The following is a 23,872-nucleotide window of genomic DNA, read 5'->3' as shown; positions in this document are numbered from 1 at the left end:
GCTACAGCACCTTGGAGAGGAAAGCCTGCGTGCGCGGATTGCGGGGACGGCTCAGCACCTCGCGCGGATCCCCTTCCTCGACGACGACGCCTTCATCCATGAACACCAGATGGTTCGCGACTTCCCGTGCGAACCCGATCTCGTGCGTGACGAGCATCATGGTCATGCCGGAGCCGGCGAGATCCTTGATGACGTCCAGCACTTCGCCCACCAGCTCGGGATCGAGCGCGGACGTCGGCTCGTCGAACAGCATGACCTCGGGCTCCATGGCCAGGGCCCGGGCGATGGCGACGCGTTGCTGCTGCCCGCCGGAAAGCTGGCTCGGATAACGCTCGGCGAGCGGCGCCAGGCCCACGCGTTGGAGCAGGGCCATCGCCCGCTGACGCGCCAGAGCCTTCGGAACGCCCTTCGCCTGGATCGGTCCCTCCATGACGTTTCCGATCGCCGTCATGTGCGGAAACAGATTGAACCGCTGAAAGACCATTCCGGTGCGGCGCCGCTGTTCGGCGATGCGCTTGGGCGGCAGCACATGCATGCGGCCGTCGATCTCGTCATAGCCTGCCAGTTCGCCAAGAACGAAAACCCGGCCGGCCGAAATCTGCTCGAGCTGGTTGATGCAACGCAGCAGCGTCGATTTGCCGGAGCCGGACGGCCCGATCGCCACGCAGACTTCACCGCGGCGGATCGCAAGATCGACGCCGCGCAGGGCATGCACCGCGCCATAGAACTTGTGGATGCCCTGCAGCTGGACGCAGATCCGGCCCTCTTCGGTCCGGGTTTCGGTGGTTGCGGTCGTGCTCATCCGACTACTCCACCCGCGTCCGGATCGTATCGACGCCCTTGCCGAAATGGCGCTCCAGATAGTGCTGGCCGACCATCAGCACGCTGGTGACGGCGAGGAACCAGAAACCCGCGACGAGCAGCAGCGGCACGGGCAGATAGAGCCGGTTAGCGATGGCGTTGGTGGCGAACATCAGGTCGAGCGTGAACGGTATGGCGAGGACGAGGGACGTCATCTTGAGCATGCCGATCGTCTCGTTGCCCGTCGGCGGGATGATGACCCGCATCGCCTGAGGCATGAGAATTCGCCGCCAGATGCGGCCCTGCCGCATGCCGAGGGCTTGCGCCGCCTCCAGCTGGCCGCGGTCGATCGAATTGAAACCGGCGCGGAAGATCTCGGCCAGATACGCCGATTCATTGAAGCCGAGGCCCACGATGGCGGCGACGGCCGGCGTGATCAGGAACTTGGTCTGGAACCCGAAGAGTTCCGGTCCGAAGGGAATCGACAGCGATATCCGGGGAAACAGCACGGCGAACAGCCCCCAGAACAGGAGCTGCGTATAGACCGGCGTGCCCCGGAAGAACCAGATCCAGAACCAGGCCCCGCCCGTCAGGATCGGGTTGTCGGAGCCCCGCATCATGATCAGCGCCAGGGCCAGTGCAATGGCGACAGCCATTGCAACGATGGTCAGGAGGATGGTCCAGCCGACGCCACGCAGGACCTGGGGTGCGAAGACGTATCTGGCGAAGACGTCCCAGTGGAAATTCTCGTTGGTGGCGACGTTGTGCGCGAACAGGATTCCCAGCCACAGCAGGACGACGATGGCCACCCAGCGGCCCGGATGGCGCCGCGGCACCACCTTGTTGAGACGAACGGCTTCACTGCCGGAAGGTCCCGCCGATCGAACCGGAGCGCCGATCAGGCGCTCCGGCTCCGTCATTGAGAGGTTTGCTTGCTGGTTCACGTCGGTTGCTCCGCCACCCTCGGCCGCACGATCGCCTAGTAGTCCTTGACCTTCGGATTGATCTCGGCGAGGGGAATGGCGGAATCGTCTACGCCCCAAGTGGCAAAGATCTGTTTGTAGATCCCGTCCTTGATCAGCTTGTTGGTGGTCTCGGCCACCAGATCGGTCAGCGCCGTGTCCTTCTTGGCGATGGCGATGCCGTTCAGGCCGAACTCGCCCAAAGCGCCGGTGGGTCGAAGCGTTTCCAACCGGCCATCGGACTGCTTGGCGGCGTAGCCGATGGTCGAGGAACCCGAAATGGTTGCATCGGCCCCGCCGGCCGCGACACGGGTCAGGGCTTCGGTCTGAGCCGAGAACGGCACCATCTCGATGGTTTTCTTGCCAGCCGCCACGCAGGCTTCGCTTTCCTGCCGAACGAGATCCTCGTGGAACGAACCGCTCTGGATCGCGATCACGCGCCCACAGATGTCCTTCGGATCAAAGCCGGCCGGATTGCCGGCCTTGACTGCCCAGAGACTGCCGGACTGGAAGTAGCTGACGAAGTTCACCGCCTTCATCCGCTCGTTGGTGATCGAGAAGGCGGAAATGCCGAGATCGTATTTGGGGCCCAGTGCCGGCAGGATCGCGTCGAACTGCGCTGTCTGGAAATCCAGCTTCACACCCCAGGTCTTCGCCATCGCCTTGGCGATGTCGACGTCAATGCCCTCCGGCGTCTGGCCGTCCTTCTCGGAAATGTACTCCCAGGGCGCATAGGACGTGTCGGCACCGATGACCAGCACGCCCGCCTTGGCGATGTGTTCCGGCAGCTTGGCAGCCAGAGCCGGATCGGTCGCAACGGTGTCCGAGTTGAAGCCGGCCGGCTCTGCAGCGGCCGCAATTCCGACGGATGCCAGTGCCCAGGTAGCGAATGCCACCCGTACTGCTGTTCGCGAGAGATTCCCAGTCGTCTTCATTCTTCTCGTTCCCTGTTTTGAGCCATGCTTCCGGCCGTTCGGCCGGAGCTGTTTTTGTTTCGGCTGCTGAATTCACCACCTCCAGTGGCCGATCTCGGGCCAGTGGTCCGATGATGTCCCGCCACCGATCGTCGATGCTATTCGAGGGCAGATCATTACGTCCAATATTGATTTTTCCTGTCTTTATTCTTTTTAGTTATGGGAACTCTGATCAACTGCTCGTGCGCATCGGCCGCCACGTCAGGTCGGTGAAACCGAAGCCCGCAGGCCCGACCACGTCGAGAGCCTCGGCCGTTCGCAGGAGCGGATGCGAGGGCAGCGCCAGAACGGCCACGCGCTGTCCGTAGCGCAGCATCTCCGTATTGATCGCCTGGCCCGTGTCGATATCGAGGATGACGATCAGGTCCGGGACGACGACTTCGACCTCGCCGTCGCGCGAGAAGACGAGGTTTTCGTTCTGAATCAGCACCGAGGCCGTGCCGCCGTCGAAATCGTCGAAGCCCGCGAGCGTCGCCTCGCCGGTCACGAAGCCGCCGCCCAGGTGACGCTTGAGGTCACTGATCTTGCCGCGGAAGATGATGATCCCGCCCTCACGGCTGCAAATGGCGGCAACAGGGTCGGCGTGGCTGCGGACGGCTTCGAGGACGGTGTTCCCGAGTGCGATGGCCCTGCTGTAGGAATGCGGGATCGCATGCTGCCTGACGAAGGCGCCGGCCATCGGCGCGCAGGCGAGGACCGACGAGCCGCCCTGTGCGACGACGCAGGCCCGCACCATCCGCTCGTGCCATTTCTCGGAGATGGCGTGGTCGAAGATGACCACGTTGCCGTGTGGGTCGCACATCGCCGATGGGGTCGAGCGATGGCCGTAAATGGAATAGGTCGTCATCTGCATTTCCGGAAAGGCACGGCCCATGCCGTCGCAGTCCACCACGGGAATGCCCGCCATCGACGCCACGATCAGCGGCTCCATGGCGTTCGCGCCGCCGATCTCCTGGCAGGCGATGGCGTCGACGCGAATGCCGAGCCGATCTTCCATCGCCCGCACGCAGCGCAATCCCTCGCGGCCTTCCTTGGTGCGCTCGAAGGAGACGACCGGCGCGCCGACGCCGCCGATCGGCACGACCCTGGCGTCATCCGTCAGCTCCGCCAGCGACAGGATCGTCATTTCGCCACCCTCGCGCAGCACCTGGCGCGCCCGAAGCTTGCCGAGATAGGGGCTGCTGCCGCCGCCGATGCCGAGGATGCCGGCGCCGATCTCCAGCGCGTCGAGCATCGCCTCGTCGAGGCTCCAGGTCTTCGCCTGTCGCTCAGGCATCGAGGTCCCCCATGTCACCGACCACCTTCACATTGATGCGGATCGCGTTGCCCGGCAGATAGGCAAGCGGCACGTCCTCGCGCTCGACCACCTCAATGGTCTCGGCTCGCGCACCCGCCTGCACCGCCTTGGCGCGCGCCTCGTCCTCGGCCTGCTTCAGGCAGAGTTCGCGGGTCAGGCCGTTCTCCAGCGAAAAGATCCGATCCGTCTCGCTGCTGATCTGGGCAATGGCCGCGCCGACGGCATTGGCGACGGCGAAATTCTCCGGGCGGAGCACTTCGAGGTCGCCGATACGATCCGGCATCAGGATCGAGCCGCCGCCGACCGCGATCACCGGCGTCGGCCGTGGCGAGATGCGGCATCGTTCCACTCCGCGCTCCAGGATGGCCGTCATCTCGGCGCGTGCCTTTGCCAGCAGCGCTGGGTCGAGCGATCCGACGGCGTCCTGGTGCGTCCCCACCCGGGCCTCGCCGAGCGCAACCGCGATGTCGGTCGCCGTCAGCGTGCGCCCGCCAAAGACCCGGGCCTCGCTGGTGATGCGGTAACCCACCGACTGCGGACCGACCTTGACCGCGCCATCACTCGCTTCGAACACCAATGAGCCTCCGCCAAGACCGAGGGCCAGCACGTCCGGCATGCGGAAATTGGTTCGGACGCCGCCGATGTCGACGACGGTCGCCGCCTGGCGCGGAAAGCCCCGCTGCAGCGTGCCGATGTCCGAGGTGGTGCCGCCGATATCGACGACGATGGCGTCGTGCAGACCGGTGAGAAACGCCGCGCCGCGCATGGAGTTGGTGGGGCCGGACGCGAAGGTGAGCACGGGAAACGCCTTCACCGTCTCGGCGTTCATCAGCGTGCCGTCGTTCTGGGTGATAAAAAACGGGCAGTCGAGGCCGGCCGTGGTCAGCGCCCGTTCGAACGCCGCCATCGTGCGGTTGCTGAGTGCCAGCAGGCCGGCATTCATGATCGCCGCGTTCTCGCGCTCGAGCAGCCCAAGGCGGCCGATGTCGCTCGACAGCACCACCCGAAGGTGAGGGCACTTCTTCAGCAGCCGCTCGCGGGTCCTCTCCTCCATGGTGCGATTCTCATTGGTTATATAGCCAGAGACGCCAACAAGGGGCAGGAGCCCGTGACCTCCCGGCGAAAATCCAGTGCCTCAATCCGCGATGATCGCAGGGATCGAGTGGCCGTAGCCGAAATGCGGCAACTCATCCAGGGCGGCGCGGGCTGCACCGCCCGGATTGCTCTCGACCGTGCATTCGGTATCCAGCCGCATCATCCGCTTCCGGACCGGGTCGAACGGCAGCCATTGGGGAAGCGTGGCGTTGTCCGGGCTGCCACTCCGCGCAAACGCGGCCCAGCTCGCCATCATCCGCCGTGTCATGGCCGGGATGTCGGCCCCGCCGCCGACGCAGGCAGCCGCGGCCGCTGTCGTACCGAAGATGAAAGGGACCTCGCAGGTGTGAGGCGAACCCATGCGCCCGCCCTCAATGGGGGTCTGCCACTCGAAGTGATAGGCGTAGACCGGCGCGCGGGCCGACCGGGACTGCAGTTCGGCGATCCGGTAGGTACAGCGCTTGAACATGTAGTCCGAAAAGCACAGAAACAGCAGCCGGCTGGGCGAAGCCGTCGGATACACCGACCGATAGACGTCGATGATCTGCTCCACCTTTTGCTCGTCGACGGCCAGGAACCGCGCAAGCCGGCGCCGCACATCGGCGAGCTCGAGAGCGAAGTTCCGGGGGTCGCCGCGCATGTAGTAGGTTCCCTCGGTCATCGTGCATCCCAGCATCAGGGGCACGTCCGCGGCTGTCTCCGGCGCAGCATCGTCGAAGGGATGTCCGTCGAAATTCCGCCCATCGATCATTCCGCGGAACGGCCCCGCGCGTCTGGTCGCTTCAAGGATCACCTCCACAGGCAGACCCTGCATGATCCGCGGATCGAGACGTTGCAGCCCGAGGGCCCGGCTCAACGCGCCCGCCGACGCCTCGGCCCCGGCTGGAGTCGCAAGCGTCATTCCGCTGCCGGTGCTCTGGACGATGGCCCGGTGAAACAGCCCCCTCGCCCGCCGCAGGGACAAGAGCGCTGCGACCTTCGATGCGCCACCGGATTCACCGAATATCGTGACATTCGCCGGATCGCCGCCGAAGGAGTCCGCATTGTCGCGCACCCACTCCAGGGCCGCGACGATGTCGAGCAGGCCGGCATTGCCCGAATTGGCGAACCGTTCGTCGTTTCCGTCGAGAGCCAGGTGACCGAAGACGCCCAGCCTGTGGTTGATCGCGACCACCACGACATCTTCGTTGCGCGCCAGGGCGTTGCCGTCGAACCCCGGAGCAGTGCCGGCAAAACTGTGCCAGCCGCCGCCATGAATCCAGACCATCACCGGCCGGCGGCTGGTGCCGCGTCCCGGTGTGAACACGTTCAGGAAGAGGCAATCCTCCCTCGTCGGTTCGATCTGGGAGTACCAGGCGAAAAAAGGGTCGGTGTTTTCCGGGCACACCAGTTGCGGGGCCGAGGCACCGGGACGTTTTGCGTCCTCGACGCCGGACCATTTTCGCGGCGATTGCGGCGGCCGGAAACGGTTCTCGCCCGCGGTCGTGTCACCGTATCTGACGCCCCGAAAGACCTGGACCCCGCCGACGTTCGTTCCGCGCAGCTTTCCGTGTGTCGTTTCGACGATCGGGTCCATCTGGCATCTCTCCCTTGACCTGATGTCACTCACCGGAACGGCAAATTCCGTGCGGTTGGATCTCCGACGCTATGTTGGATGCTTAGGCGGCTATATATATTCTGTCCAATATTGATTGGGTGACGGCCTATTCGTGGAAGTTATAATGATCTGCGCATCGACAACCAGGTCGACGAAGACTGGCCAGGCTGGCCGGATTGAGGAGGCTCTGGCCACCATGCGGAGAGGCCGCTTTCGGGCGCTGATTGATCGCCGGAAATGTCCGCTCTGGATTAGCCGGGGTGGCTCGCGAATGTCCGCAAAGGGGACGAACCGGCCGGTGGCGAAAGGCGGGTGGTCGGGCCAAACGCGACGGATGATCGCCGCCCGGAGTTTCAACGGCTCATCGACGCTGGCACCGGCAGGCCGTCGGCCTCGATGTCATCGTCGTCCATTCCTTCTCGCGCTTCTTCCGGACCAGTTTCAGCTTGAGTCCCATGTGCGGAAGCTCGCCAAGAGCAACGTCCGGCTCGTCTCGATCACCCAGGAGCTTGGCGACGATCCGATGAGCCACAAGATCCGGCAGATCATGGCGCTGTTCGATGAGTACCAGTCGAAGGAGAACGGCAAACACACCTTCCGGGCGATGAAGGAGAACGCGCGCAAGGGCTATTGGAACGGCGCTCGGCCTCCGATCGGCTACCGCATCATCGCCGCCGAGCAGCGGGGGGCAGCATCCGCACCCGCGGCGGCGGGCGCTGGGGCGTTGCTTCGGTCCACAAGGTTCTCACCAACACGAGCTATGTCGGCCGGCACCGGTTCAACAAGCTCAACTTCAAGACCAGGGTGCCGAAGCCGGAGGGCGAGATTGTCGAGATCGCCGTTCCGCCGCTCGTGACAGAGGAAGAATTCGACACGATCCAGAAGATCCTCCGGTCGCGCAGCCCGCAATGGACGGCGGCGCGAGTGGTCAGCGGGCCGACCCTATTGACCGGCATCTGCTTTTGCGCGATCTGCGGTGGGCCGATGACCCTGCGCACGGGCAAGAGCGGCCGATATCGCCACTACACTTGCTCGACGGCAGCTCGTCAGGGCAATCGGGGCTGCTCGGGCCAGAGCGTGCGGATGGACAAACTCGACCGTGCGGTCATCGATCATCTCGAGTGGCGGCTACTCGATCCGCGGCGCTTCCAGGAGATCCTGAGGCATCTCCTGGAACGATGCGATGAATGTATCACCGAGCTTCGCAAGCGGGCGACAGAGGCCGAGGCGAAGCTGAACCGGCTCTACCAGGCGATCGAGAATGGCATCGCCGACCTGAGCGACCCGGCGTTGAAGGACCGGGTGGCGGAACTCGCCGCGATCCGCGATCAGGCGCGGGCCGATGCTGACCGAGTGTCTTCTCTTGTCACGGGAGCCGGCACCTCGGCAACGCCGGACGCGCTCCACAGATTCGCCCAGGCGGGGCGACGCAAGCTACGGAACGTAGATGGAACATTCCGACGCGACCATCGCCGCGCCCTGGCGCAGCGCGTTGATGTCATTGAAGGCCGGGAAATCCGGATTACAGGCGCGAAAAGCGAGCTTCTGAGGGCACTTACCGCCACTGCCGGAGTGGAGACGGCGGCGTTTGGGGTGCCCAGTTCCATTCCGAAGTGGCGACCCCTACGGGATTCGAACCCGTGTTACCGCCGTGAAAGGGCGGTGTCCTAGGCCTCTAGACGAAGGGGTCGGCGCGGCGCAGAGACCTAACGGCAGCGGCCGTGGAAATCAAGCGCTTTCCGCCCCCCAGACCGGCGCCACGTCCTCGATGAACAGCTGCACCCGGACGTTGCCGTTCCAGCGGTCCAGCCGCAGCGTGCCGGCGACATGCAGCAGCGCGTCGCGGCGCAGCAGCGTCTGGCCCACCGGCTGGTCGGCGCAGCGGAAGGCGATCGCCCGCAGCCGGCCGCCGTCCGGCCCGACCAGGGTGCAGGCGACGTGGCCGCCGCTGCCGACCACCGACGCCGCCACCACCCGCACCCGCGGCAGGGCGAAGCGCGGCTCCGGGTTGCCGGCGCCGTAGGGGCCTAGGCGGCTCAGTGTCTCGGCCAGCTCGACCGTCGCCGCCTCGACCACCAGCGTGCCGTCCAGCTCGACCAGCGGCACCATCGGCTCCCCGGGCTGCGCCGCTACCTGGCCGTCGATATGCTCGGTCAGATAGGCGCGCAGCTCGGCCACCCGCTCCTGCCGCACGGTGAAGCCCGCGGCCATGCGGTGGCCGCCGCCCGACAGCAGCAGCCCGGCCTGGCGCGCCGCGATCACCGCGGCGCCGAGATCGACCCCCGGCAGCGAGCGGCCCGACGCCTTGCCGATGCCGCCCTCGAACCCGACGACGCAGGACGGCCGGCCGTAGCGCTCGCGCAGCCGGCCGGCGACGATGCCGACCACGCCGGGATGCCAGCCCTCGCCCGCCACCACGATCACCGGCCCGGCATCGGCCGCCTCGACCTGGGCGGTCGCCGCCGCCATCACCTCGGCCTCGACCGTCTTGCGGTCGACATTGTGCTCGTCCAGCAGCGCCGCGATCCGCGCCGCCTCGGCCTTGTCCTCGGTGGCCAGCAGCCGGGCGCCGAGATCGGCCCGGCCGATGCGGCCGCCGGCATTGATCCGCGGCCCCAGGATGTAGCCGGCGTGATAGGCGTCGACCGTCTCGGTCACCCGCGCCACATCGGCCAGGGCGGCGAGGCCGGTGTTGCGGCGCTGCGACATCACCTTCAGCCCCTGCCCGACCAGCGCCCGGTTCAGCCCGGTCAGCGGCACCACGTCGCAGATGGTGCCGAGCGCCACCAGGTCGAGCAGCGCCATCAGGTCCGGCTCGGGCCGGCCGGCGAAGACGCCAGCCTGGCGCAGGACGCGATTGAGGGCCACCAGGGCCAGGAAGGTGACGCCGCAGGCGGCGAGCTGGCCGAGACCCGGATCCTGGTCCAGCCGGTTCGGGTTGACCACGGCCGACACCTTGGGCAGCCGCGGCTCCGCCGTGTGGTGGTCGATCACGACGACGTCGAGGCCGGAGGCGGCGGCGCCCTCCAGCGCATCGAAGGCGGTGGTGCCGCAATCGACCGTCACCACCAGCCCGGCGCCGCCGGCGCGCAGCTTCTCCAGCGCCTGGGCGTTCGGGCCGTAGCCCTCGGCAATGCGGTCGGGGATGTGGATCTGCGGTTCGACTCCCACCGCGCGCAGGTAGCGGGTCATCAGCGCGGTCGAGGTGGCGCCGTCGACATCGTAGTCGCCGAACACGGCGATGCCCTCGCCGCCGGTCACCGCCCGGGCGATGCGCTCGGCCGCGCGGTCCATGTCGCGCAGCACCGAAGGGTCGGGCAGCAGCGCCCGCAGCGTCGGATTGAGGAAGGCGGGCGCGTCGTCCAGGCCGATGCCGCGCGCCGCCAGCACCCGGGCGACGATCTCCGGCAAGGCGTGGCGCTGGGAGAGGGCCAGCGCCAGCCGGTCATCCACGGCGCGGCCGATCCAGCGCGCGCCCTTGGCCGAAACCTCGACGCCGAACAGGGCCGGCGCCGAGAATTCGGAAGCGGGCGCGGCCATGGCCGCCGCCTTCAGCCGCCGACGAACTCGAACCCGGTCTTGCGGCGGAAATTGTGCGTCGCCTCGATGGTGCGCACCGTGCCGCTCTTCGACCGCATGATGATCGAATGGGTGATGGCCCCGCCGGGGATCAGGCGGACGCCGCGCAGCATCGGGCCGGTGGTGACGCCGGTGGCGGCGAACATCACGTCACCGCCGGCCAGGTCCATCAGCCCGTAGACGCGGGTGAAGTCCTCGATGCCCTGGCGCTTGGCGCGCTCGCGCTCGTCGTCGTTGCGGAACAGCAGCCGGCCCTGCATCTGGCCGCCGATGCAGCGCAGCGCCGCGGCCGCCAGCACGCCTTCCGGCGCGCCGCCGGTGCCGAGATACAGGTCGACGCCGGTGCCGGCCTCGGCCGTCGCGATCACGCCGGACACGTCGCCGTCGGAGATCAGCATGATCCGGGCGCCGGCTTCGCGGATGCGGGCAATCAGCTCCTGGTGCCGCGGCCGGTCGAGCACGCAGACCACGAGGTCGGCGACGTCGACCCGCTTGGCCAGGGCCAGCGCCTTCAGGTTCTGGGCCGGGGTCGAGTCGATGTCGATCAGGTCCTTCGGCAGGTCGCCGCCGACCGCGATCTTGTCCATGTAGACGTCGGGCGCCTTCAGGAAGCCGCCCTTGTTCGCCATGGCGATGACGGCCAGCGCGTTCGGCCCGCCCTTGGCGGTGATGGTGGTGCCTTCCAGCGGGTCCAGCGCGATGTCGATCTCCGGCCCTTCGCCGGTGCCGACCTTCTCGCCGATATAGAGCATCGGCGCCTCGTCGCGCTCACCCTCGCCGATCACCACCTCGCCGTCGATGGCGAGGCTGTTCAGCGCCTGGCGCATCGCGTCGACCGCGGCCTGGTCGGCCTGGCGCTCGTCGCCGCGACCCATCAGGCGCGAGGCAGAGAGGGCTGCGGCTTCCGTCACCCGCACCACTTCGAGCGCGAGGTTGCGGTCCATCGCCTGGGGCTTCGCTTCCGGCCGTTTCATCGTCTCTCCGATCCTTTCGGTCTCGTCTCCGCCGCATCCGGCCCTTGCGGGCGGCGGCGGATACATCATGCGGAGGGTGTACCGGCTTTCAACCGCAGCCGGTACCGGGAATGATCACAGGTCTTCGATGCGAATGACATGCGGCGGCTCGAGCACGGCGTCCAGCGCGCCCAGCGCCGCCAGCAGCCGGGTCATCGCCGCCTCGTCGGTCTCATGGGTGATGATCACCAGCGGCACCGCGTCGCCGGGCGACCGGCCGCGCTGCAGCAGGCTCTCGACCGAGATCTGCTGGTCGCGCATGGCGGCGGCCACGTCGGCGATCACACCCGGACGGTCGACCACCATCAGCCGCAGATAGTAGGCGCCGCGGCGGTGGTCCATCGGCAGCACGACGGCGCGCTCGAGCCGCGCGGCCGGGATGCCCAGCACCGGCACCTTCAGGCCGCGGGCCAGGTCGACCAGGTCGGCGACCACGGCCGAGGCGGTCGGGCCGGCGCCGGCGCCGCGGCCGGTCATCATCACCTGGCCGACGAAGTCGCCCTGCGCCACCACGGCGTTGAACACGCCCTCGACATGGGCGATCGGCGAGGCCTCGGCCACCATGCAGGGATGGACACGCAGCGACAGCCCCTCATCGGTGCGCCGGGCGATGCCGAGCAGCTTGATGCGGTAGCCCAGCTCCTGCGCATAGGCGATGTCGAGCGCCGAGATCTGGCGGATACCCTCGATGTGCAGATCGTCGAACTCGACCCGGGCGTTGAAGGCCAGGGCCGCCAGCACCGCCAGCTTGTGCGCGGCGTCGACGCCGTCGACATCGAAGCTGGGGTCGGCCTCGGCGTAGCCCAGCTTCTGCGCCTCGGCCAGCACCTCCGAGAACTCGCGGCCCGTGGTCCGCATCTCGGTCAGGATGTAGTTGCAGGTGCCGTTGAGGATGCCGAACACGCCGTCGATGCGGTTGCCGGCCAGGCCCTCGCGCAGCCCCTTGATCGCCGGGATGCCGCCGGCCACCGCCGCCTCGAAGGCCAGGGCCACGCCGGCCTCCTCGGCCCGGACGGCGAGGTCCGCGCCGTGCACCGCCAGCAGCGCCTTGTTGGCGGTGACGACCTGCTTGCCGTGGTCGATCGCGGTCTCGCACACCGCCTTGGCGATACCGTTGGCGCCGCCGATCAGCTCGACCACCACATCGATCTCGGGGTCGGCGGCCAGCGCCACCGCGTCGTCGTACCAGCGGACGCCGTCCAGCGCCACGCCGCGGTCGCGGTGCCGGTCGCGGGCCGAGACGGCGGCGACGACAATGCGCCGGCCGCTGCGCTGGGCCAGCAGCTCGGCATGCGCCTGCAGCAGGCGCAGCACGCCGCCGCCGACCGTGCCGAGGCCGGCGATGCCGATCTTCAGCACCGGCGTCACGACACGGCCGCCTTGAGGCTGACCGGCTCCGGGTCGTTGCGGCGCCGGCTCAGGAAGGTCTTGATGGCCTTGCAGGCCTGGCGGATGCGCTGGTGGTTCTCGACCAGGGCGATGCGGACATGGCCGTCGCCGTATTCGCCGAAGCCGACGCCCGGCGCCACGGCCACCCCGGCCTCCTCCAAGAGCAGCTTGGAGAAGGCGAGCGAGCCCATCGAAGCGAAGGCCTCGGGGATCGGCGCCCAGACGAACATGCTGGCCTCGGGCTTCTCCACCGGCCAGCCGGCGGCGCGCAGTCCCTCGATCAGCGTGTCGCGGCGCAGGCGATAGCGCGCCCGCATCTCGTCGACGAAGTCCTGCGGCCCGTTGATCGCCGCCGTCGCCGCCACCTGCAAGGGCGTGAAGGCGCCGTAATCGACATAGGACTTCACCCGCGCCAGCGCCGCGATCAGGCGCTTGTTGCCGGCGGCGAAGCCGATGCGCCAGCCGGCCATCGAATAGGTCTTGCTCAGCGAGGTGAACTCGACCGCGATGTCGCGCGCCTCGGGGATCGCCAGGATCGAGGGCGGCGGCGCCGTGTCGAAATAGATCTCGGCATAGGCCAGGTCGGACAGGATCCAGATGCCGTGCTGCCGGCAGAACTGGACGATCGGCCGGTAGAACTCGAGATCGACCACCTCGGCGGTCGGGTTCGACGGGTAGTTCAGCACCAGCGCGGTCGGCTTCGGCACGCTGTGCCGCACCGCCCGCTCCAGCACCTCGAGGAAGCTGCCCCCGGGCGTGACCGGCGGCAGCGACCGCACCGACGCGCCGGCGATGATGAAGCCGAACATGTGGATCGGGTAGCTCGGGTTCGGCACCAGGATGATGTCGCCCGGGCTGGTGATCGCCTGGGCCAGGTTGGCCAGGCCTTCCTTCGACCCGATGGTGACGACGATCTCGCTCTCGGGGTCGAGCTCGACGCCGAAGCGGCGCTGGTAGTAGGCAGCCTGGGCCCGGCGCAGCCCAGGGATGCCGCGCGAGGTGGAATAGCCGTGGCTGCGCGGGTTCTGCGCCGCCTCGGTCAGCTTCTCGATGACATGCTTCGGCGGCGGCCCGTCGGGGTTGCCCATGCCGAGATCGATGATGTCTTCGCCCCGAGCTCGCGCCGCCGCCTTCATCGCGTTCACCTCGGCGAACACATAGGGCGGCAGGCGCTTGATTCGGTGGAAGTCCTGATCGGTCATCGACGTATCCCCCCGACGCCCGTCGGGGCGTCCGGTGCTGAGCTTACTGGGCGAGGTAGATTTCGACGCGGGCGGCCTGGCCGTCGGTGATGCCGGCCCGGGTGTCGGCCGACCCGCCGGTGACGATTCGGGCCGGGTCGACGCCGGCGGCCCGCAGCGCCGCCGCCACCGCCTCGGCCCGCGCCTTGGCCTGGGCCGCGCCGTCGCCGGCGCCGAATCCGACCACCCGCAGCTTCGGGCTCTGCGCCGTCTTGGCGACGTTCTCGATGGTGCTGTTGGCCGAGGCCGGCAGGGTGGTGCTGCCGCCGTCGAACTTGACCGTGCCGGCGACCCGGTTGTTGAAGCTGAAGGCCGGCTTCGACTCCGCCGCGGGGGCGGCCGGGGCGGCGGCCGCCGCGGCCTGGCCGGCCGGCTTGTTGCCGAAGCTGAGCGCGCCGGGGGCGCCCGAGGCGGCGCGGTCGGCCTCGAGCTGGCTGCGCACCGCGGCCTGCTGCTCCGGCGTCGGCAGGTCGGTCGGCTTCTCCGGCACCGTGCTGAGAGTGGGGTAGGCCTGCTCCGAGGCCGGGCGCGGCATCGAGTCCATCGCCGGCGGGGCCGCGGTGTTGCGCCGCTGGCCGAAGGTCAACGGCGCCACCGTGCCGGTCGGCTGCTGCTGCTGTGCCTGCTGGGCCGCCGCCTGCTGCTGCGCGGCCTGCTGCTGGCGCTGGAAGGCGGCCTGACGCTGCGCCTCGATCTGCGCCCGGCGCTGCTGCTGCGTCCCGGCCTGCTGCTGCGCCTGCTGCGCCCGGGCCTGCTGCATCGCCGCGCGGTCGGCGTCGGTCTGCGCCATGGCCGGCAGCGAGTAGGTCTTGGTGTCGCCCGCCTGCGCCGTGCCCAGGGGGCCGCCGACGCTGGGCACCGGCGGCTGCTCGGCCACCCCGAGCGGCGAGACCTCGGCGGTCTCGGCCTTGGGCACGGAGGCCTGGACGTCGCCCGCATAGGGCGTGCCGTCGAAGATGCGGCCGCCGCAGCCTGCGAGGACGAGGCCCAGGGCGACGGTGAAAACGGCGCCACGGACCGGAAGGCCGTGGCGGGCGGAAGCGATCATGAGAGAGCCGGTGCGACGCATGGGCACGTGCCTAGCACACTTCGTTGAAAGGGTGGACTGGAAAGAGGATGGCCGTGCAAAGTGGCAGATAAGCGGCATTCGACGCCCGAATCCGCGCCTCGGGCGACGCCGCCGCAGCCAGGGAGATCCTTCCGCATGACCGAGCGCGCCCGCCCCGCCCCCAGCCGGACGAAGTCCGGCGAAGCGGAGCCTAAGACCCGGACGAAGTCCGGCGAAGCGGAGCCTAAGACCCGGACCAAACCCGGCGAAGTCAAGCCACAGGCTCGGACGAAGCCCGATGAGGCCGGGCCGGCGGTTCAGACCAAACCCGGCACGCCCGCCCCCGAGACCGCGCCGGCGGCGGACCCGGCCGAGCTGGGCCGCCGCATGATCGAGATCGGCGAGCGCAGCGCCCGGCTGGTCACCGCCTTCCTGGAGAAGCAGGGCCGGGCCGAGGCGCCGGAGCTGGACCCGTTCAACATCGGCTCGGCCTTCCTGGCCATGACCCAGCGGCTGATGGCCGACCCGACCCGGCTGGTGCAGGCCCAGATGTCGCTGTGGCAGGATTACGCCACGCTGTGGAACCGCACCGCCCAGCGCATGCTGGGCCAGGAGGCGGAGCCGGTGGTGGCGGCGGAGAAGGGCGACAAGCGCTTCAAGGACCCGGCCTGGAGCGAGGTCGCGGTGTTCGACTTCATCAAGCAGTCCTACCTGCTGACCGCGCGCTGGCTGCAGGGCTCGGTGCGGGAGGTCGAGGGGCTGGACGCCAAGAGCGCGAAGAAGGTCGATTTCTATACCAGGCAGTTCATCGACGCGATGTCGCCCTCGAACTTCGTCGCCACCAACCCGGAGGTGCTGCGCAGCACGGTGGAATCGCGCGGCGAGAACCTGGTCAAGGGCCTGGAGAACATGCTGGCCGACCTGGAGCGCGGCCAGGGCCAGCTCGCCATCACCATGACCGACCGCACCGCCTTCGAGATCGGCCGCAACATCGCCGTCACCCCCGGCAAGGTGGTGTTCGAGACCGAGCTGATGCAGCTGATCCAGTACGACCCGGCGACCGAGACGGTGGCGCGGCGGCCGCTGCTGATCATCCCGCCCTGGATCAACAAGTTCTACATCCTCGACCTGAAGCCGCAGAACAGCCTGATCCGCTGGGCGGTCGAGCAGGGCCACACCGTCTTCGTCGTCTCCTGGGTCAACCCGGACGGGCACCTGGCGGACAAGAGCTTCGGCGACTACATGCTGGAAGGGTCGCTGGCGGCGCTCGGCGCGATCGAGCAGGCGACCGGCGAGCGCGAGGTCAACGTCATCGGCTACTGCCTGGGGGGCACGCTGCTGGCCTGCACCCTGGCCTGGATGACGGCCAAGGGCGAGGCGGACCGGGTCAAGAGCGCCACCTACCTGACCACGCTGACCGACTTCACCGACCCGGGTGAGCTCGGCATCTTCGTCGACGAGGAGCAGCTGCGGACGATCGAGACGAAGATGGCCGGCAAGGGCTATCTCGACGGCTCGGCGATGGCGACGACCTTCAACCTGCTGCGCGCCAACGACCTGATCTGGTCCTTCGTCGTCAACAACTACCTGCTGGGCAAGGACCCCTTCCCCTTCGACCTGTTGTACTGGAACAGCGACGCGACCCGGATGCCGGCCGCGATGCACAGCTTCTACCTCCGCAACATGTACCAGGAGAACCGGCTGGCGCAGCCCGGCGGCATCGCCCTGGCCGGGGTGCCGATCGACCTGACCACGATCAAGACCCCGACCTTCATGCTGTCGACCCGCGACGACCACATCGCGCCCTGGGCCTCGACCTATGCCGGGACCCAGCTGTTCGGCGGCCCGGTGCGCTTCTGCCTCAGCGCCTCCGGCCACATCGCCGGCGTGGTCAACCCGCCGGCGGCGAAGAAGTACTGCCACTGGGTCAACACCCGGACGCCGAAGACCCCGGAGGCTTGGCTCCAGGCCGCCGAGCAGATCGAGGGCTCCTGGTGGCCGGAATGGCAGAAATGGATCGCCCGCCACGCCGGCGGCCAGATCCCGGCTCGCCGCCCCGGAGACGGCGGGCTGGCCCCGATCGAGGATGCCCCTGGCCGCTACGTGCGGGCGACGTAGGGCGGCCCGTCCTGACGGGTCACGCCGCCAGCTCGTCCACCGCCGCATAGGCCCGGCGCAGCTCGGCCAGGCGATCGCCCTCCAGCACCCGGTCGAGATGGATCTCCGGCCGGGACGCGGCGGCGAGGACGACGCGGTAGAGATGGGTCCACAGCCCGGCGCCGCGATGCACCACGGCGTACAGGATCTCACGCCGATGCGGGTCGCGCCGCCCCGGACAGGGGCGGTCATCGAGCCGCTCGACGGTGTCGCCGGGGCTGGCGAGCGGAATCTCGGCGGAACGGAATGCAGACATGAAAAACCCTCCATCGCGGTTGCGAGGAGGGCTGACGCGCGGCTTTCGACCCGTTTGGTTGCCGGTCCGGCCGCATCGCCCCTCTTGCGAGAGGCCACCACCTTGCCCGGGAGGCAGGTTGGCGTGGGCGTCAGCCCAACTCTGGATGCGAAGCCGTGTGTAGCGCGGGCCGCGGCGCGGCGCAAGAGGGATAGCAGACTTGCCTCGACGGCCCCGATCGTCGGACGCTGCCAGCCAGTCAACGGCGAGCCCGCGATGCCCGACCCCTCCCCCGCCCGGCCAATACCCGACCTGTTCGCGGCGCGGCCGCACGCCTATGACCGCTTCACCCGGGCCGAATGGGCGGCGCTGCGGGCGACGACGCCGATGGTCCTGTCCGAGGCCGAGCTGGCCGAGCTGCGCGGGCTGAACGAGCCGGTGTCGCCGGCCGATGTCGCCGACATCCTGCTGCCGCTGTCGCGCCTGCTGAACCTGCACGTCGCCGCGGCCCGCCGGCTGGACGGGGTGCAGGACGCCTTCCTCGGCCGGCCCGGCCCGCCGCCGCCCTACATCATCGGCATCGCCGGCAGCGTCGCCGTCGGCAAGAGCACCTTCGCCCGGCTGCTACGCCTGCTGCTGTCGCGCTGGCCCGACCATCCGCGGGTCGAGCTGGTGACCACCGACGGCTTCCTCTGGCCGAAGACCGTGCTGGAGGAGCGCGGGCTGATGCGCCGCAAGGGCTTTCCGGAAAGCTACGACCTGCGCCGCATGATCGGCTTCCTGGCCGCGGTGAAATCCGGCCGGCCGGAGGTCGAGGCGCCGGTCTACTCCCATCTCGCCTACGACATCCTGCCCGGCGCGAAGCAGGTGGTCCGCCGGCCGGACATCCTGGTCTTCGAAGGGCTGAACGTGCTGCAGGCCCCGGCCGGGGCCTCGGTCGTCACCTCCGACTTCTTCGACTTCTCGGTCTATGTCGACGCCGAGGAGGAGGACATCGCCCGCTGGTTCGTCGAGCGCCGCCTGCTGCTGCAGCGCACCGCGTTCCGGGACCCCTCCTCCTATTTCCATCACCAGCGCGACCTGCCGGAGGCCGAGGCCCGCCGCGCCGCCCACGAGATCTGGGACCAGATCAACGGGGTGAACCTGCGCGAGAACATCCTGCCGACCCGGCAGCGCGCCCGGCTGGTGCTGCACAAATCCGCCGATCATTCGGTCGACGCCGTCGCCCTGCGCCGGATGTAGCCATGGAGCTGCCACTTCTCGGACCGCTGATCGGATCGGGCAAGGAGGCCGAGGTCTTCGACGCCGGCGACCGGGTGGTCAAGCTGTACCGGGCGACCGCGGCCGCGCCGAAGCGGGCGGCGTTCCGCGAGGCCTCGGTCCTGGCGCTGGTCGAATCGCTCGGCCTGCCCGTGCCGTCGGTCCACGCCGTCGGCCAGATCGATGGTCGCTGGGGGATCGCCATGAGCCGGGCCGAGGGGCCATCGCTCGCCGACGCCATCCAGCGCCGGTCCGCCGAGGGGCCGGCCGGCCTGGAGCGGATGGCCCGGCTGCAGATCGCCATCCACAGCCGACCGGGGACGCATCTCGGCAGCCTGAAGGCGAGGCTGGCGGCGAATATCGCCGGGATGCCGGACGAGGCGATGCGGCGCCGGCTGCTGCACGGACTGGACGCGCTGCCGGAGGGCGACCGCCTCTGCCACGGCGACTTCCACCCCTGGAACATCCTGGGAGCCCCGGGCCGGGAGGTGGTGGTCGACTGGCTGGATGCCTGCACCGGCGACCCGGCGGCCGATGTCTGCCGCTCCTATGTGCTGATCCGTCCGGTGGCGCCAGACCTGGCCATGGCCTATGTTGAGACCTACGCTGCGGCTGCGGGCGAAAGCCGGGACCGGATTCTCGCCTGGCTGCCCTTCGTCGCCGCCGCCCGCCTGGCCGAGGGCGTGCCGGACGAGGACGAGGCGCTGCTGGCGATGGCCGGGTCCGGATCGCTGCCGTGAGCCGGCTTCGAGGGGCCGCAAGTGGCTGTGTCCGGGCCGATTCTGCAGTCGAACTTGCCAATTCGCCCGCCGTCCCCCATGTTTAGGGGGTCATTCTGGTTCGGACGGCCGGCCTGCTATGCCCTCGCGGCCGCGGATCCCTCGCCTTTCCCCTTCCCGTTTGATGCGTCGCGCAGTCCCGCGTGGCGCCAACCCCTCAACTGGAGGAAAAGCGATGCCGATCGGCACCGTGAAGTGGTTCAACAGCACCAAAGGCTTCGGTTTCATTCAGCCGGAGAGCGGCGGCCCGGACGTCTTCGTCCATATCTCGGCCGTCGAGCGCGCCGGCCTGCGTGGTCTCAACGAAGGCCAGCAGATCTCCTACGAAGAGCAGCGCGACCCGAAGCGCGGCAAGACCTCGGCGGAGAATCTGAAGGCCGTCTGAGCCTTCGATTGCGGAGCGGAACAGGAGCGCCCGCGCCGTCGGGCGCTCCTTTTCTTGTGACAGACCGGCGATGCGGAAGCGTCGCGCCAGAGGGAGGCCGTCATGCCGTTCAAGCCGAACTACAACCAGCAGCGCAGCGAGCGTAACCGCGCCAAGGAACAGAAGAAGCAGGAGAAACTGCAGAAGCGCGAGGAAGAGAGCGCGCGCCGCAAGGCGACCCAGGACGGCGACGCCCCCCAGGATGGCGATGCGCCGCCGCCGGATGACGCGACCGAGCCGTCCTGACCCGAACCGTCACCGGAGTGCCGCCATGGCCCGGAGCAAGAAACAATCCAATGACAGCACCTTCGTGCTGTTCAACGTCGTCTACCAGGACGGCACGCTGAGCTCGAATCGCAAGGTGCCGCGCGCCGAGGCCGACGGGCTGGACGGCGAGGCCCCCGTGCGCGCCTTCATCGAAGCCCAGGACCGCAAGATCGCCGAGATGTCCGGCAATCCCCGCGGCCCGATCAAGACCATGACCCGGCTGCGCGGCCAGTAATCGTCCGCCAGTAATCGTCCAGCCATGACCGCGCGGCGGCCCGGTCCGGCCGCCGCATCCTGTTCGGCCTCACCCGATCCAGGCGGCGCTGATCTTGCCATAGACGCCATCATGCAGGCGCAGGTTCAGCCACTGGTCGACGAAGGCCTTGAACACCTCGTCGCCCCGCGGCAGCAGATAGGCCTTCTCGGAGAAGGTGAAAGGCTGGTCCGGATGCACCGCGCACAGGCCGGGGCGCAGCTTCTGCTGCAGCCGGGTCTCGGTGGCGTCGGTGATCATCAGGTCGGCGCGGCCGGCCAGGATCTCGTCGAAGATCTTCGTGTTGTCCGGGTAAACCTCGATCTTCGCCGTCTTCATCGTCTCGCGGGCGAAGCTCTCATTGGTCCCGCCGGGGTTGACCACCAGGGTGACGCCCGGCTGGTCGATCTGCTCCACCGTCTGGAACTTGTCGACATTCTCGCAGCGGGTGATCGGCGTCTTGCCGTCGACCAGGTAGGGAATGCTGAAGAAGGCCTGCTTCTGCCGCGGCAGGGTGACGCTGATGCCGCCCATGGCGATGTCGCAGGCGCCGGCGGTGAAATCCGCCATCAGCGTCTTCCAGCTGGTCCTGACGAACTCCGCCTTCACCCCAAGCGCGGCCGCCAGGTCGCGGGCCATGTCGATGTCGATGCCCTCGAACTCGCCCTTGGCCGGGTGGAGATAGGTGAAGGGCTTGTAGTCGCCGGTGGTGCAGATCTTCAGCACCCCGGCCTTGGCCACGGCGTCGAGCCGGTCATCGGAGTCCGCCGCGGTCGCGGCGGCAGGCAGGACGAGCAGCAGAGCGGCGGCGGCGAGCAGGCGCATGTTTCCTCCCGGTTTCGAGTCGGTGAGGATCTTAGTCGGACAAATAGGACCTCACCAACAGGGTCGTCCGCGCGGCGGGGCGCCGCTAGGATCGCCGCATGAAGCTGATCGCCTACACCATCGGCGGGAGCCATCCGGAGATCCGGCCGGCTCCGGCCACCCGCGACTGGATGTCGGCGACGCCGGAGGGCTTCGCCTATCGCTGCCTGCCGCTGAACATCGCCAACGCCCATGGCTGGGAGATCCTGTGCCCGGGCGCGATCCGGGCCTGGTGGGACGGCGGCACGGCGCCGGAGTCGGTGCGGGTCGAGGCCGAGGGTGACGCTCCGCATCCGGCGGTCGGCCATTTCGGCAGCGGCATCCTGACCTTCCACGTGCCGCTGCTGCTGCGCACCGAGCCGGGCTGCAATCTCTGGGTCTCCGGCCCGACCAACGCACCGAAGGACGGCATCGCGCCGCTGACCGGCGTGGTCGAGACCGACTGGTCGCCCTACGGCTTCACCATGAACTGGCGCTTCACCCGGCCGAACCACCTGGTCGAGTTCGCGGCCGGCGAGCCCTTCTGCCTGTTCTTCCCGCTGGCGCGGGACGCGGTCGAGGCGGTGGAGCCGGAGATCCGGCCGCTGTCCGACGACCCGGCGCTGGAGGCGCGCTACTGGGCCTTCCACCAGGGCCGCGCCGATTTCCTGGCCGACCTGCCGGTGTCCGGCACCGACGCCAATGAGGCGAAGTGGCAGAAGGGCTACTACCGCGGCCTCGCCCCCGACGGCATCCCCGCCCCGCAGCACCAGACCAAGCTGCGGCTGAAGCCGTTCGCTGAGAAGTGACCCTCAGGGCAGTTCGCGTTGCCTCTCGCGCCTGGCGAGGCCTTTTCAGAATGTCCCCAGGTCGTCTTGGAGGCTCGTGACGATACCGGTCGAAAGCAAAATGAGTCCCCCCTCCTCTCGCGGGGACTAGAAAGGAGCGAGAGAGGCCCGCATCACGTCCTCAGCGGGCGGCTCTTGCTTCCGCCGCCACCGCCCCCGCCTCATCCCCGGCCAGCCGCAAGGCCCGGGCGGTCAGGCGCCAGTTGAAGGGGCTGCCGGGCTTGGCCTCGGTGCGCTCCGCCGCCAGCGCCCGGGCGAGGCCCGCCTGTCCACTCCGCAGCGCCGCCTCCACCAGGGTGAGGTTCAGCACGTCGCGCTGGGCGTGGCTGCCGCCGAAGCGGTGCGCCACCGCCCGCACCGGGGCCAACAGCTCGACCACCGCGGCATAGTCGCCGGCACCGAAGGCGCGCAGCGCCCGGCACACCGGCAGCCCGACCTCGGCCGTCATCGCCGCATTGGTGCCGCCCGAAGCCACGCTCCGGGCCTGGGCGGCCAGCAGCCGGTCGGCATCGGCGTCGCGGCCGGTGGCGACGAAGGCCATCATCGCGTGCATGTCGTTGAAGGCGTAGTAGCCGTCCTCGGCCATCGGCGCCCAGGTCTCGGCCAGCTCGGCCCAGCGGCCGCCGCCATCCACGCCGCGCAGATGCAGCCGCCACAGCAGCGCCGTGGCGTCCAGCGTCTCCAGTGCCACCGGCGACGGCTGCGGCCGGATCGCCTCGTCGTACAGCCGTAGCACCGTCGCGGTCTCGCCGAGGTCGAGATGGTACAGCGCCAGGTGCCACCAGTTGTGGAAGGCGAACATGTTGTCCGGCGCCCAGTCGCCGGTGCGGCCGGTCAGCCAGTCGACGCCCTCCGGCAGCCGGCCCTGCATCTCCATAACATGGGCCACGGCATGGATCGCCCAGGGGTCGCGCGGCTGCAGCGCCACGGCGCGGCGGCCGGTCGCCTCGGCGGCGCGGTAGTCGCCGGTCTCCTCCAGCCCGAAGGCGTGCATGCCGAGGACGTAGCCGTAGCCGGGCACCGATTCGTCCCAGCCCGGCATCGCCCGGGCGATGCGGTCGCGCAGCAGTTGCGTGTGGCCGAGATAGAAATCGCCGAGATGGGCGGCCTGCAGCGCCAGCCCGTCGCGCGGCCAAGCCTCCGCCACCCTGCCCCAGGCCTCGACCGCGCCGGAAAAATCACCGTCCAACCAGGCCCGCAGCGCCGCGATGTGGCCGCGCTCGCGCTCATTCGCGCCGGCCGCCAGCGCCTCCGCCGCCGCGACGCTCTGGCGCAGCGGCGCCTCGGCCGCCTTCTCGGTCGCCAGCGCCATCAGCGTGCCGCGCAGGCAGTGCCCCATGACGAAGCCCGGATCTTCGGCCAGCGCCGCCTCGATCTCCGCCAGCGGGTCGCGGAAATAGCTGTGCAGCCGGTCGGCCGCCGCCTCGTAGCGGTCGAGCGCGGCGCGGCTGGCGGTCGAGACCGGAACGCCGCGACTGTCGATGAGCCCCATGGCCGGAACCTCCTGCTGATCCGGTCAGGATAGCGCAGTGCCAAAAAGAACGAAGCCCCCGTCCGGCTGGCGGGGGCTTCGGTGCTTGTCCTTGCGGCTGTAGAGCTTGCCGGACGGGACGATCTTGTGGCCGAGCCGGCGGGCGATCAGCGCATGCGGATCGCGCCGCTTCGGCCCGGCCTTGGGCGCGGGCGTCTTCATCTGCCACTCCTTTCGGGCTGGGCCGCCGTCATATGGCGCTTTGCCGCTCCGGCGCAAGGCCGCCATGCACGGGGAAAGCCGACGTCGCAGAAATATCCGGAAATGCGAAACAACTGG

Annotated in this window: 22 protein-coding genes, 1 tRNA gene, 1 pseudogene and 1 riboswitch; of the genes and pseudogenes, 8 read left to right on the top strand and 16 right to left on the bottom strand. The window is 68.9% G+C overall.

What is annotated here, in order from left to right; translation table 11 throughout:
• Position 1: 1 nt before the first annotated feature.
• The 6 genes from ACTOWL_RS13170 to ACTOWL_RS13145 all read right to left on the bottom strand — a co-directional run bounded on the left by ACTOWL_RS13170 (position 2) and on the right by ACTOWL_RS13145 (position 6,705).
• Positions 2-802, bottom strand: coding sequence for an amino acid ABC transporter ATP-binding protein (locus ACTOWL_RS13170; RefSeq protein ID WP_441321684.1), 801 nt, complete (start codon positions 800-802; stop codon positions 2-4).
• Positions 803-806: 4 nt separating this feature from the next.
• The gene (locus ACTOWL_RS13165) at positions 807-1,745 is read right to left on the bottom strand and encodes an amino acid ABC transporter permease (RefSeq protein WP_441321683.1); all 939 of its coding nucleotides are present in this window, start codon (positions 1,743-1,745) and stop codon (positions 807-809) included.
• Between the two features lie 35 nt (positions 1,746-1,780).
• Positions 1,781-2,698, bottom strand: coding sequence for an ABC transporter substrate-binding protein (locus ACTOWL_RS13160; protein ID WP_441321682.1), 918 nt, complete (start codon positions 2,696-2,698; stop codon positions 1,781-1,783).
• Positions 2,699-2,909: 211 nt separating this feature from the next.
• The gene (locus ACTOWL_RS13155) at positions 2,910-4,013 is read right to left on the bottom strand and encodes a DUF917 domain-containing protein (protein WP_441321681.1); all 1,104 of its coding nucleotides are present in this window, start codon (positions 4,011-4,013) and stop codon (positions 2,910-2,912) included.
• Positions 4,006-5,088, bottom strand: coding sequence for a hydantoinase/oxoprolinase family protein (locus ACTOWL_RS13150; protein ID WP_441321680.1), 1,083 nt, complete (start codon positions 5,086-5,088; stop codon positions 4,006-4,008). The genes ACTOWL_RS13155 and ACTOWL_RS13150 overlap by 8 nt, the downstream gene beginning before the upstream one ends.
• 81 nt (positions 5,089-5,169) lie before the next feature.
• A complete protein-coding gene (locus tag ACTOWL_RS13145) occupies positions 5,170-6,705 on the bottom strand; it encodes a carboxylesterase/lipase family protein (protein ID WP_441321679.1) in 1,536 nt (511 codons plus the stop codon).
• A gap of 651 nt (positions 6,706-7,356) precedes the next feature.
• Here ACTOWL_RS13145 and ACTOWL_RS13140 point away from each other — a divergent pair.
• Positions 7,357-7,833: pseudogene (locus ACTOWL_RS13140) on the top strand (recombinase family protein); the annotation flags it as partial.
• A gap of 507 nt (positions 7,834-8,340) precedes the next feature.
• Here the strand turns inward: ACTOWL_RS13140 and ACTOWL_RS13135 are convergent.
• The 6 genes from ACTOWL_RS13135 to ACTOWL_RS13110 form a co-directional block, all read right to left on the bottom strand.
• Positions 8,341-8,416, bottom strand: a tRNA-Glu gene (locus ACTOWL_RS13135).
• 38 nt (positions 8,417-8,454) lie between these two features.
• Positions 8,455-10,266 (bottom strand): single-stranded-DNA-specific exonuclease RecJ, encoded by a 1,812-nt coding sequence (gene recJ, locus ACTOWL_RS13130; RefSeq protein ID WP_441321678.1) that lies wholly within the window; start codon positions 10,264-10,266, stop codon positions 8,455-8,457.
• 11 nt (positions 10,267-10,277) lie between these two features.
• Positions 10,278-11,249 carry a class II fructose-bisphosphatase gene (gene glpX / locus ACTOWL_RS13125; RefSeq protein WP_441321708.1) on the bottom strand — a complete coding sequence of 324 codons (972 nt, stop codon included), beginning with the start codon at positions 11,247-11,249 and terminating at the stop codon, positions 10,278-10,280.
• 144 nt (positions 11,250-11,393) lie between these two features.
• Entirely contained in the window at positions 11,394-12,686 is a 1,293-nt protein-coding gene (locus ACTOWL_RS13120) for a homoserine dehydrogenase (RefSeq protein ID WP_441321677.1), read from the bottom strand.
• Positions 12,683-13,909, bottom strand: coding sequence for an LL-diaminopimelate aminotransferase (locus ACTOWL_RS13115; RefSeq protein WP_441321676.1), 1,227 nt, complete (start codon positions 13,907-13,909; stop codon positions 12,683-12,685). The genes ACTOWL_RS13120 and ACTOWL_RS13115 overlap by 4 nt, the downstream gene beginning before the upstream one ends.
• Before the next feature lie 43 nt (positions 13,910-13,952).
• Positions 13,953-14,996 carry an OmpA family protein gene (locus ACTOWL_RS13110; protein WP_441321675.1) on the bottom strand — a complete coding sequence of 348 codons (1,044 nt, stop codon included), beginning with the start codon at positions 14,994-14,996 and terminating at the stop codon, positions 13,953-13,955.
• A 387-nt stretch (positions 14,997-15,383) separates the two neighbouring features.
• On the opposite strand from ACTOWL_RS13110, the gene phaC reads away from it, so the two are divergent.
• On the top strand, positions 15,384-17,114 hold the full coding sequence (gene phaC / locus ACTOWL_RS13105; RefSeq protein ID WP_441321707.1) for a class I poly(R)-hydroxyalkanoic acid synthase: 1,731 nt from the start codon (positions 15,384-15,386) through the stop codon (positions 17,112-17,114).
• Between the two features lie 19 nt (positions 17,115-17,133).
• On the opposite strand, the gene ACTOWL_RS13100 is transcribed toward phaC, so the two are convergent.
• Positions 17,134-17,409, bottom strand: a complete 276-nt coding sequence (locus ACTOWL_RS13100) for a hypothetical protein (RefSeq protein ID WP_441321674.1) — start codon at positions 17,407-17,409, stop codon at positions 17,134-17,136.
• 44 nt (positions 17,410-17,453) lie between these two features.
• Positions 17,454-17,563, bottom strand: a riboswitch (SAM-I-IV-variant riboswitch).
• Between the two features lie 101 nt (positions 17,564-17,664).
• Between ACTOWL_RS13100 and coaA the strand changes: the two genes are divergently transcribed.
• From coaA to ACTOWL_RS13075, 5 genes are all read left to right on the top strand, one after another.
• Complete coding sequence (coaA, locus tag ACTOWL_RS13095) at positions 17,665-18,630, top strand: type I pantothenate kinase (protein ID WP_441321673.1); 966 nt, start codon at positions 17,665-17,667, stop codon at positions 18,628-18,630.
• A gap of 2 nt (positions 18,631-18,632) precedes the next feature.
• Positions 18,633-19,388 (top strand): phosphotransferase family protein, encoded by a 756-nt coding sequence (locus tag ACTOWL_RS13090; RefSeq protein WP_441321672.1) that lies wholly within the window; start codon positions 18,633-18,635, stop codon positions 19,386-19,388.
• Between the two features lie 214 nt (positions 19,389-19,602).
• Positions 19,603-19,812, top strand: a complete 210-nt coding sequence (locus tag ACTOWL_RS13085) for a cold-shock protein (protein WP_034847508.1) — start codon at positions 19,603-19,605, stop codon at positions 19,810-19,812.
• Positions 19,813-19,914: 102 nt separating this feature from the next.
• Positions 19,915-20,097 (top strand): hypothetical protein, encoded by a 183-nt coding sequence (locus ACTOWL_RS13080; protein ID WP_441321671.1) that lies wholly within the window; start codon positions 19,915-19,917, stop codon positions 20,095-20,097.
• Between the two features lie 25 nt (positions 20,098-20,122).
• The gene (locus tag ACTOWL_RS13075; protein ID WP_429231246.1) at positions 20,123-20,353 is read left to right on the top strand and encodes a hypothetical protein; all 231 of its coding nucleotides are present in this window, start codon (positions 20,123-20,125) and stop codon (positions 20,351-20,353) included.
• 69 nt (positions 20,354-20,422) lie between these two features.
• Here ACTOWL_RS13075 and ACTOWL_RS13070 read toward each other — a convergent pair whose 3' ends face one another.
• Positions 20,423-21,196: a transporter substrate-binding domain-containing protein gene (locus tag ACTOWL_RS13070; protein ID WP_441321670.1), complete on the bottom strand. Its 774-nt coding sequence runs from the start codon at positions 21,194-21,196 to the stop codon at positions 20,423-20,425.
• A 98-nt stretch (positions 21,197-21,294) separates the two neighbouring features.
• On the opposite strand from ACTOWL_RS13070, the gene ACTOWL_RS13065 reads away from it, so the two are divergent.
• The gene (locus tag ACTOWL_RS13065) at positions 21,295-22,023 is read left to right on the top strand and encodes a DUF6065 family protein (protein WP_441321669.1); all 729 of its coding nucleotides are present in this window, start codon (positions 21,295-21,297) and stop codon (positions 22,021-22,023) included.
• Positions 22,024-22,183: 160 nt separating this feature from the next.
• On the opposite strand, the gene ACTOWL_RS13060 is transcribed toward ACTOWL_RS13065, so the two are convergent.
• Positions 22,184-23,554: a tetratricopeptide repeat protein gene (locus ACTOWL_RS13060; RefSeq protein ID WP_441321668.1), complete on the bottom strand. Its 1,371-nt coding sequence runs from the start codon at positions 23,552-23,554 to the stop codon at positions 22,184-22,186.
• Between the two features lie 24 nt (positions 23,555-23,578).
• Complete coding sequence (locus tag ACTOWL_RS13055; RefSeq protein ID WP_441321667.1) at positions 23,579-23,755, bottom strand: hypothetical protein; 177 nt, start codon at positions 23,753-23,755, stop codon at positions 23,579-23,581.
• Between the last annotated feature and the right edge of the window lie 117 nt (positions 23,756-23,872).

Source organism: Inquilinus sp. CA228 (assembly GCF_052078665.1).
Classification (GTDB): Bacteria; Pseudomonadota; Alphaproteobacteria; order DSM-16000; family Inquilinaceae; genus Inquilinus.
The sequence above is the reverse complement of the archived record's forward strand: the minus strand, read 5'-3'. Positions and strand labels throughout refer to the sequence as shown.

Bases quoted from the DNA above. Each gene is read 5' to 3' on its own strand.
- ACTOWL_RS13170 (WP_441321684.1), bottom strand. From the start codon at position 802: ATGAGCACGACCGCAACCACCGAAACCCGGACCGAAGAGGGCCGGATC.
- ACTOWL_RS13160 (WP_441321682.1), bottom strand. From the start codon at position 2,698: ATGAAGACGACTGGGAATCTCTCGCGAACAGCAGTACGGGTGGCATTC.
- ACTOWL_RS13155 (WP_441321681.1), bottom strand. From the start codon at position 4,013: ATGCCTGAGCGACAGGCGAAGACCTGGAGCCTCGACGAGGCGATGCTC.
- ACTOWL_RS13150 (WP_441321680.1), bottom strand. From the start codon at position 5,088: ATGGAGGAGAGGACCCGCGAGCGGCTGCTGAAGAAGTGCCCTCACCTT.
- ACTOWL_RS13145 (WP_441321679.1), bottom strand. From the start codon at position 6,705: ATGGACCCGATCGTCGAAACGACACACGGAAAGCTGCGCGGAACGAAC.
- recJ (WP_441321678.1), bottom strand. From the start codon at position 10,266: ATGGCCGCGCCCGCTTCCGAATTCTCGGCGCCGGCCCTGTTCGGCGTC.
- glpX (WP_441321708.1), bottom strand. From the start codon at position 11,249: ATGGACCGCAACCTCGCGCTCGAAGTGGTGCGGGTGACGGAAGCCGCA.
- ACTOWL_RS13115 (WP_441321676.1), bottom strand. From the start codon at position 13,909: ATGACCGATCAGGACTTCCACCGAATCAAGCGCCTGCCGCCCTATGTG.
- ACTOWL_RS13110 (WP_441321675.1), bottom strand. From the start codon at position 14,996: ATGATCGCTTCCGCCCGCCACGGCCTTCCGGTCCGTGGCGCCGTTTTC.
- phaC (WP_441321707.1), top strand. From the start codon at position 15,384: ATGATCGAGATCGGCGAGCGCAGCGCCCGGCTGGTCACCGCCTTCCTG.
- ACTOWL_RS13100 (WP_441321674.1), bottom strand. From the start codon at position 17,409: ATGTCTGCATTCCGTTCCGCCGAGATTCCGCTCGCCAGCCCCGGCGAC.
- coaA (WP_441321673.1), top strand. From the start codon at position 17,665: ATGCCCGACCCCTCCCCCGCCCGGCCAATACCCGACCTGTTCGCGGCG.
- ACTOWL_RS13090 (WP_441321672.1), top strand. From the start codon at position 18,633: ATGGAGCTGCCACTTCTCGGACCGCTGATCGGATCGGGCAAGGAGGCC.
- ACTOWL_RS13085 (WP_034847508.1), top strand. From the start codon at position 19,603: ATGCCGATCGGCACCGTGAAGTGGTTCAACAGCACCAAAGGCTTCGGT.
- ACTOWL_RS13080 (WP_441321671.1), top strand. From the start codon at position 19,915: ATGCCGTTCAAGCCGAACTACAACCAGCAGCGCAGCGAGCGTAACCGC.
- ACTOWL_RS13075 (WP_429231246.1), top strand. From the start codon at position 20,123: ATGGCCCGGAGCAAGAAACAATCCAATGACAGCACCTTCGTGCTGTTC.
- ACTOWL_RS13070 (WP_441321670.1), bottom strand. From the start codon at position 21,196: ATGCGCCTGCTCGCCGCCGCCGCTCTGCTGCTCGTCCTGCCTGCCGCC.
- ACTOWL_RS13065 (WP_441321669.1), top strand. From the start codon at position 21,295: ATGAAGCTGATCGCCTACACCATCGGCGGGAGCCATCCGGAGATCCGG.
- ACTOWL_RS13060 (WP_441321668.1), bottom strand. From the start codon at position 23,554: ATGGGGCTCATCGACAGTCGCGGCGTTCCGGTCTCGACCGCCAGCCGC.
- ACTOWL_RS13055 (WP_441321667.1), bottom strand. From the start codon at position 23,755: ATGAAGACGCCCGCGCCCAAGGCCGGGCCGAAGCGGCGCGATCCGCAT.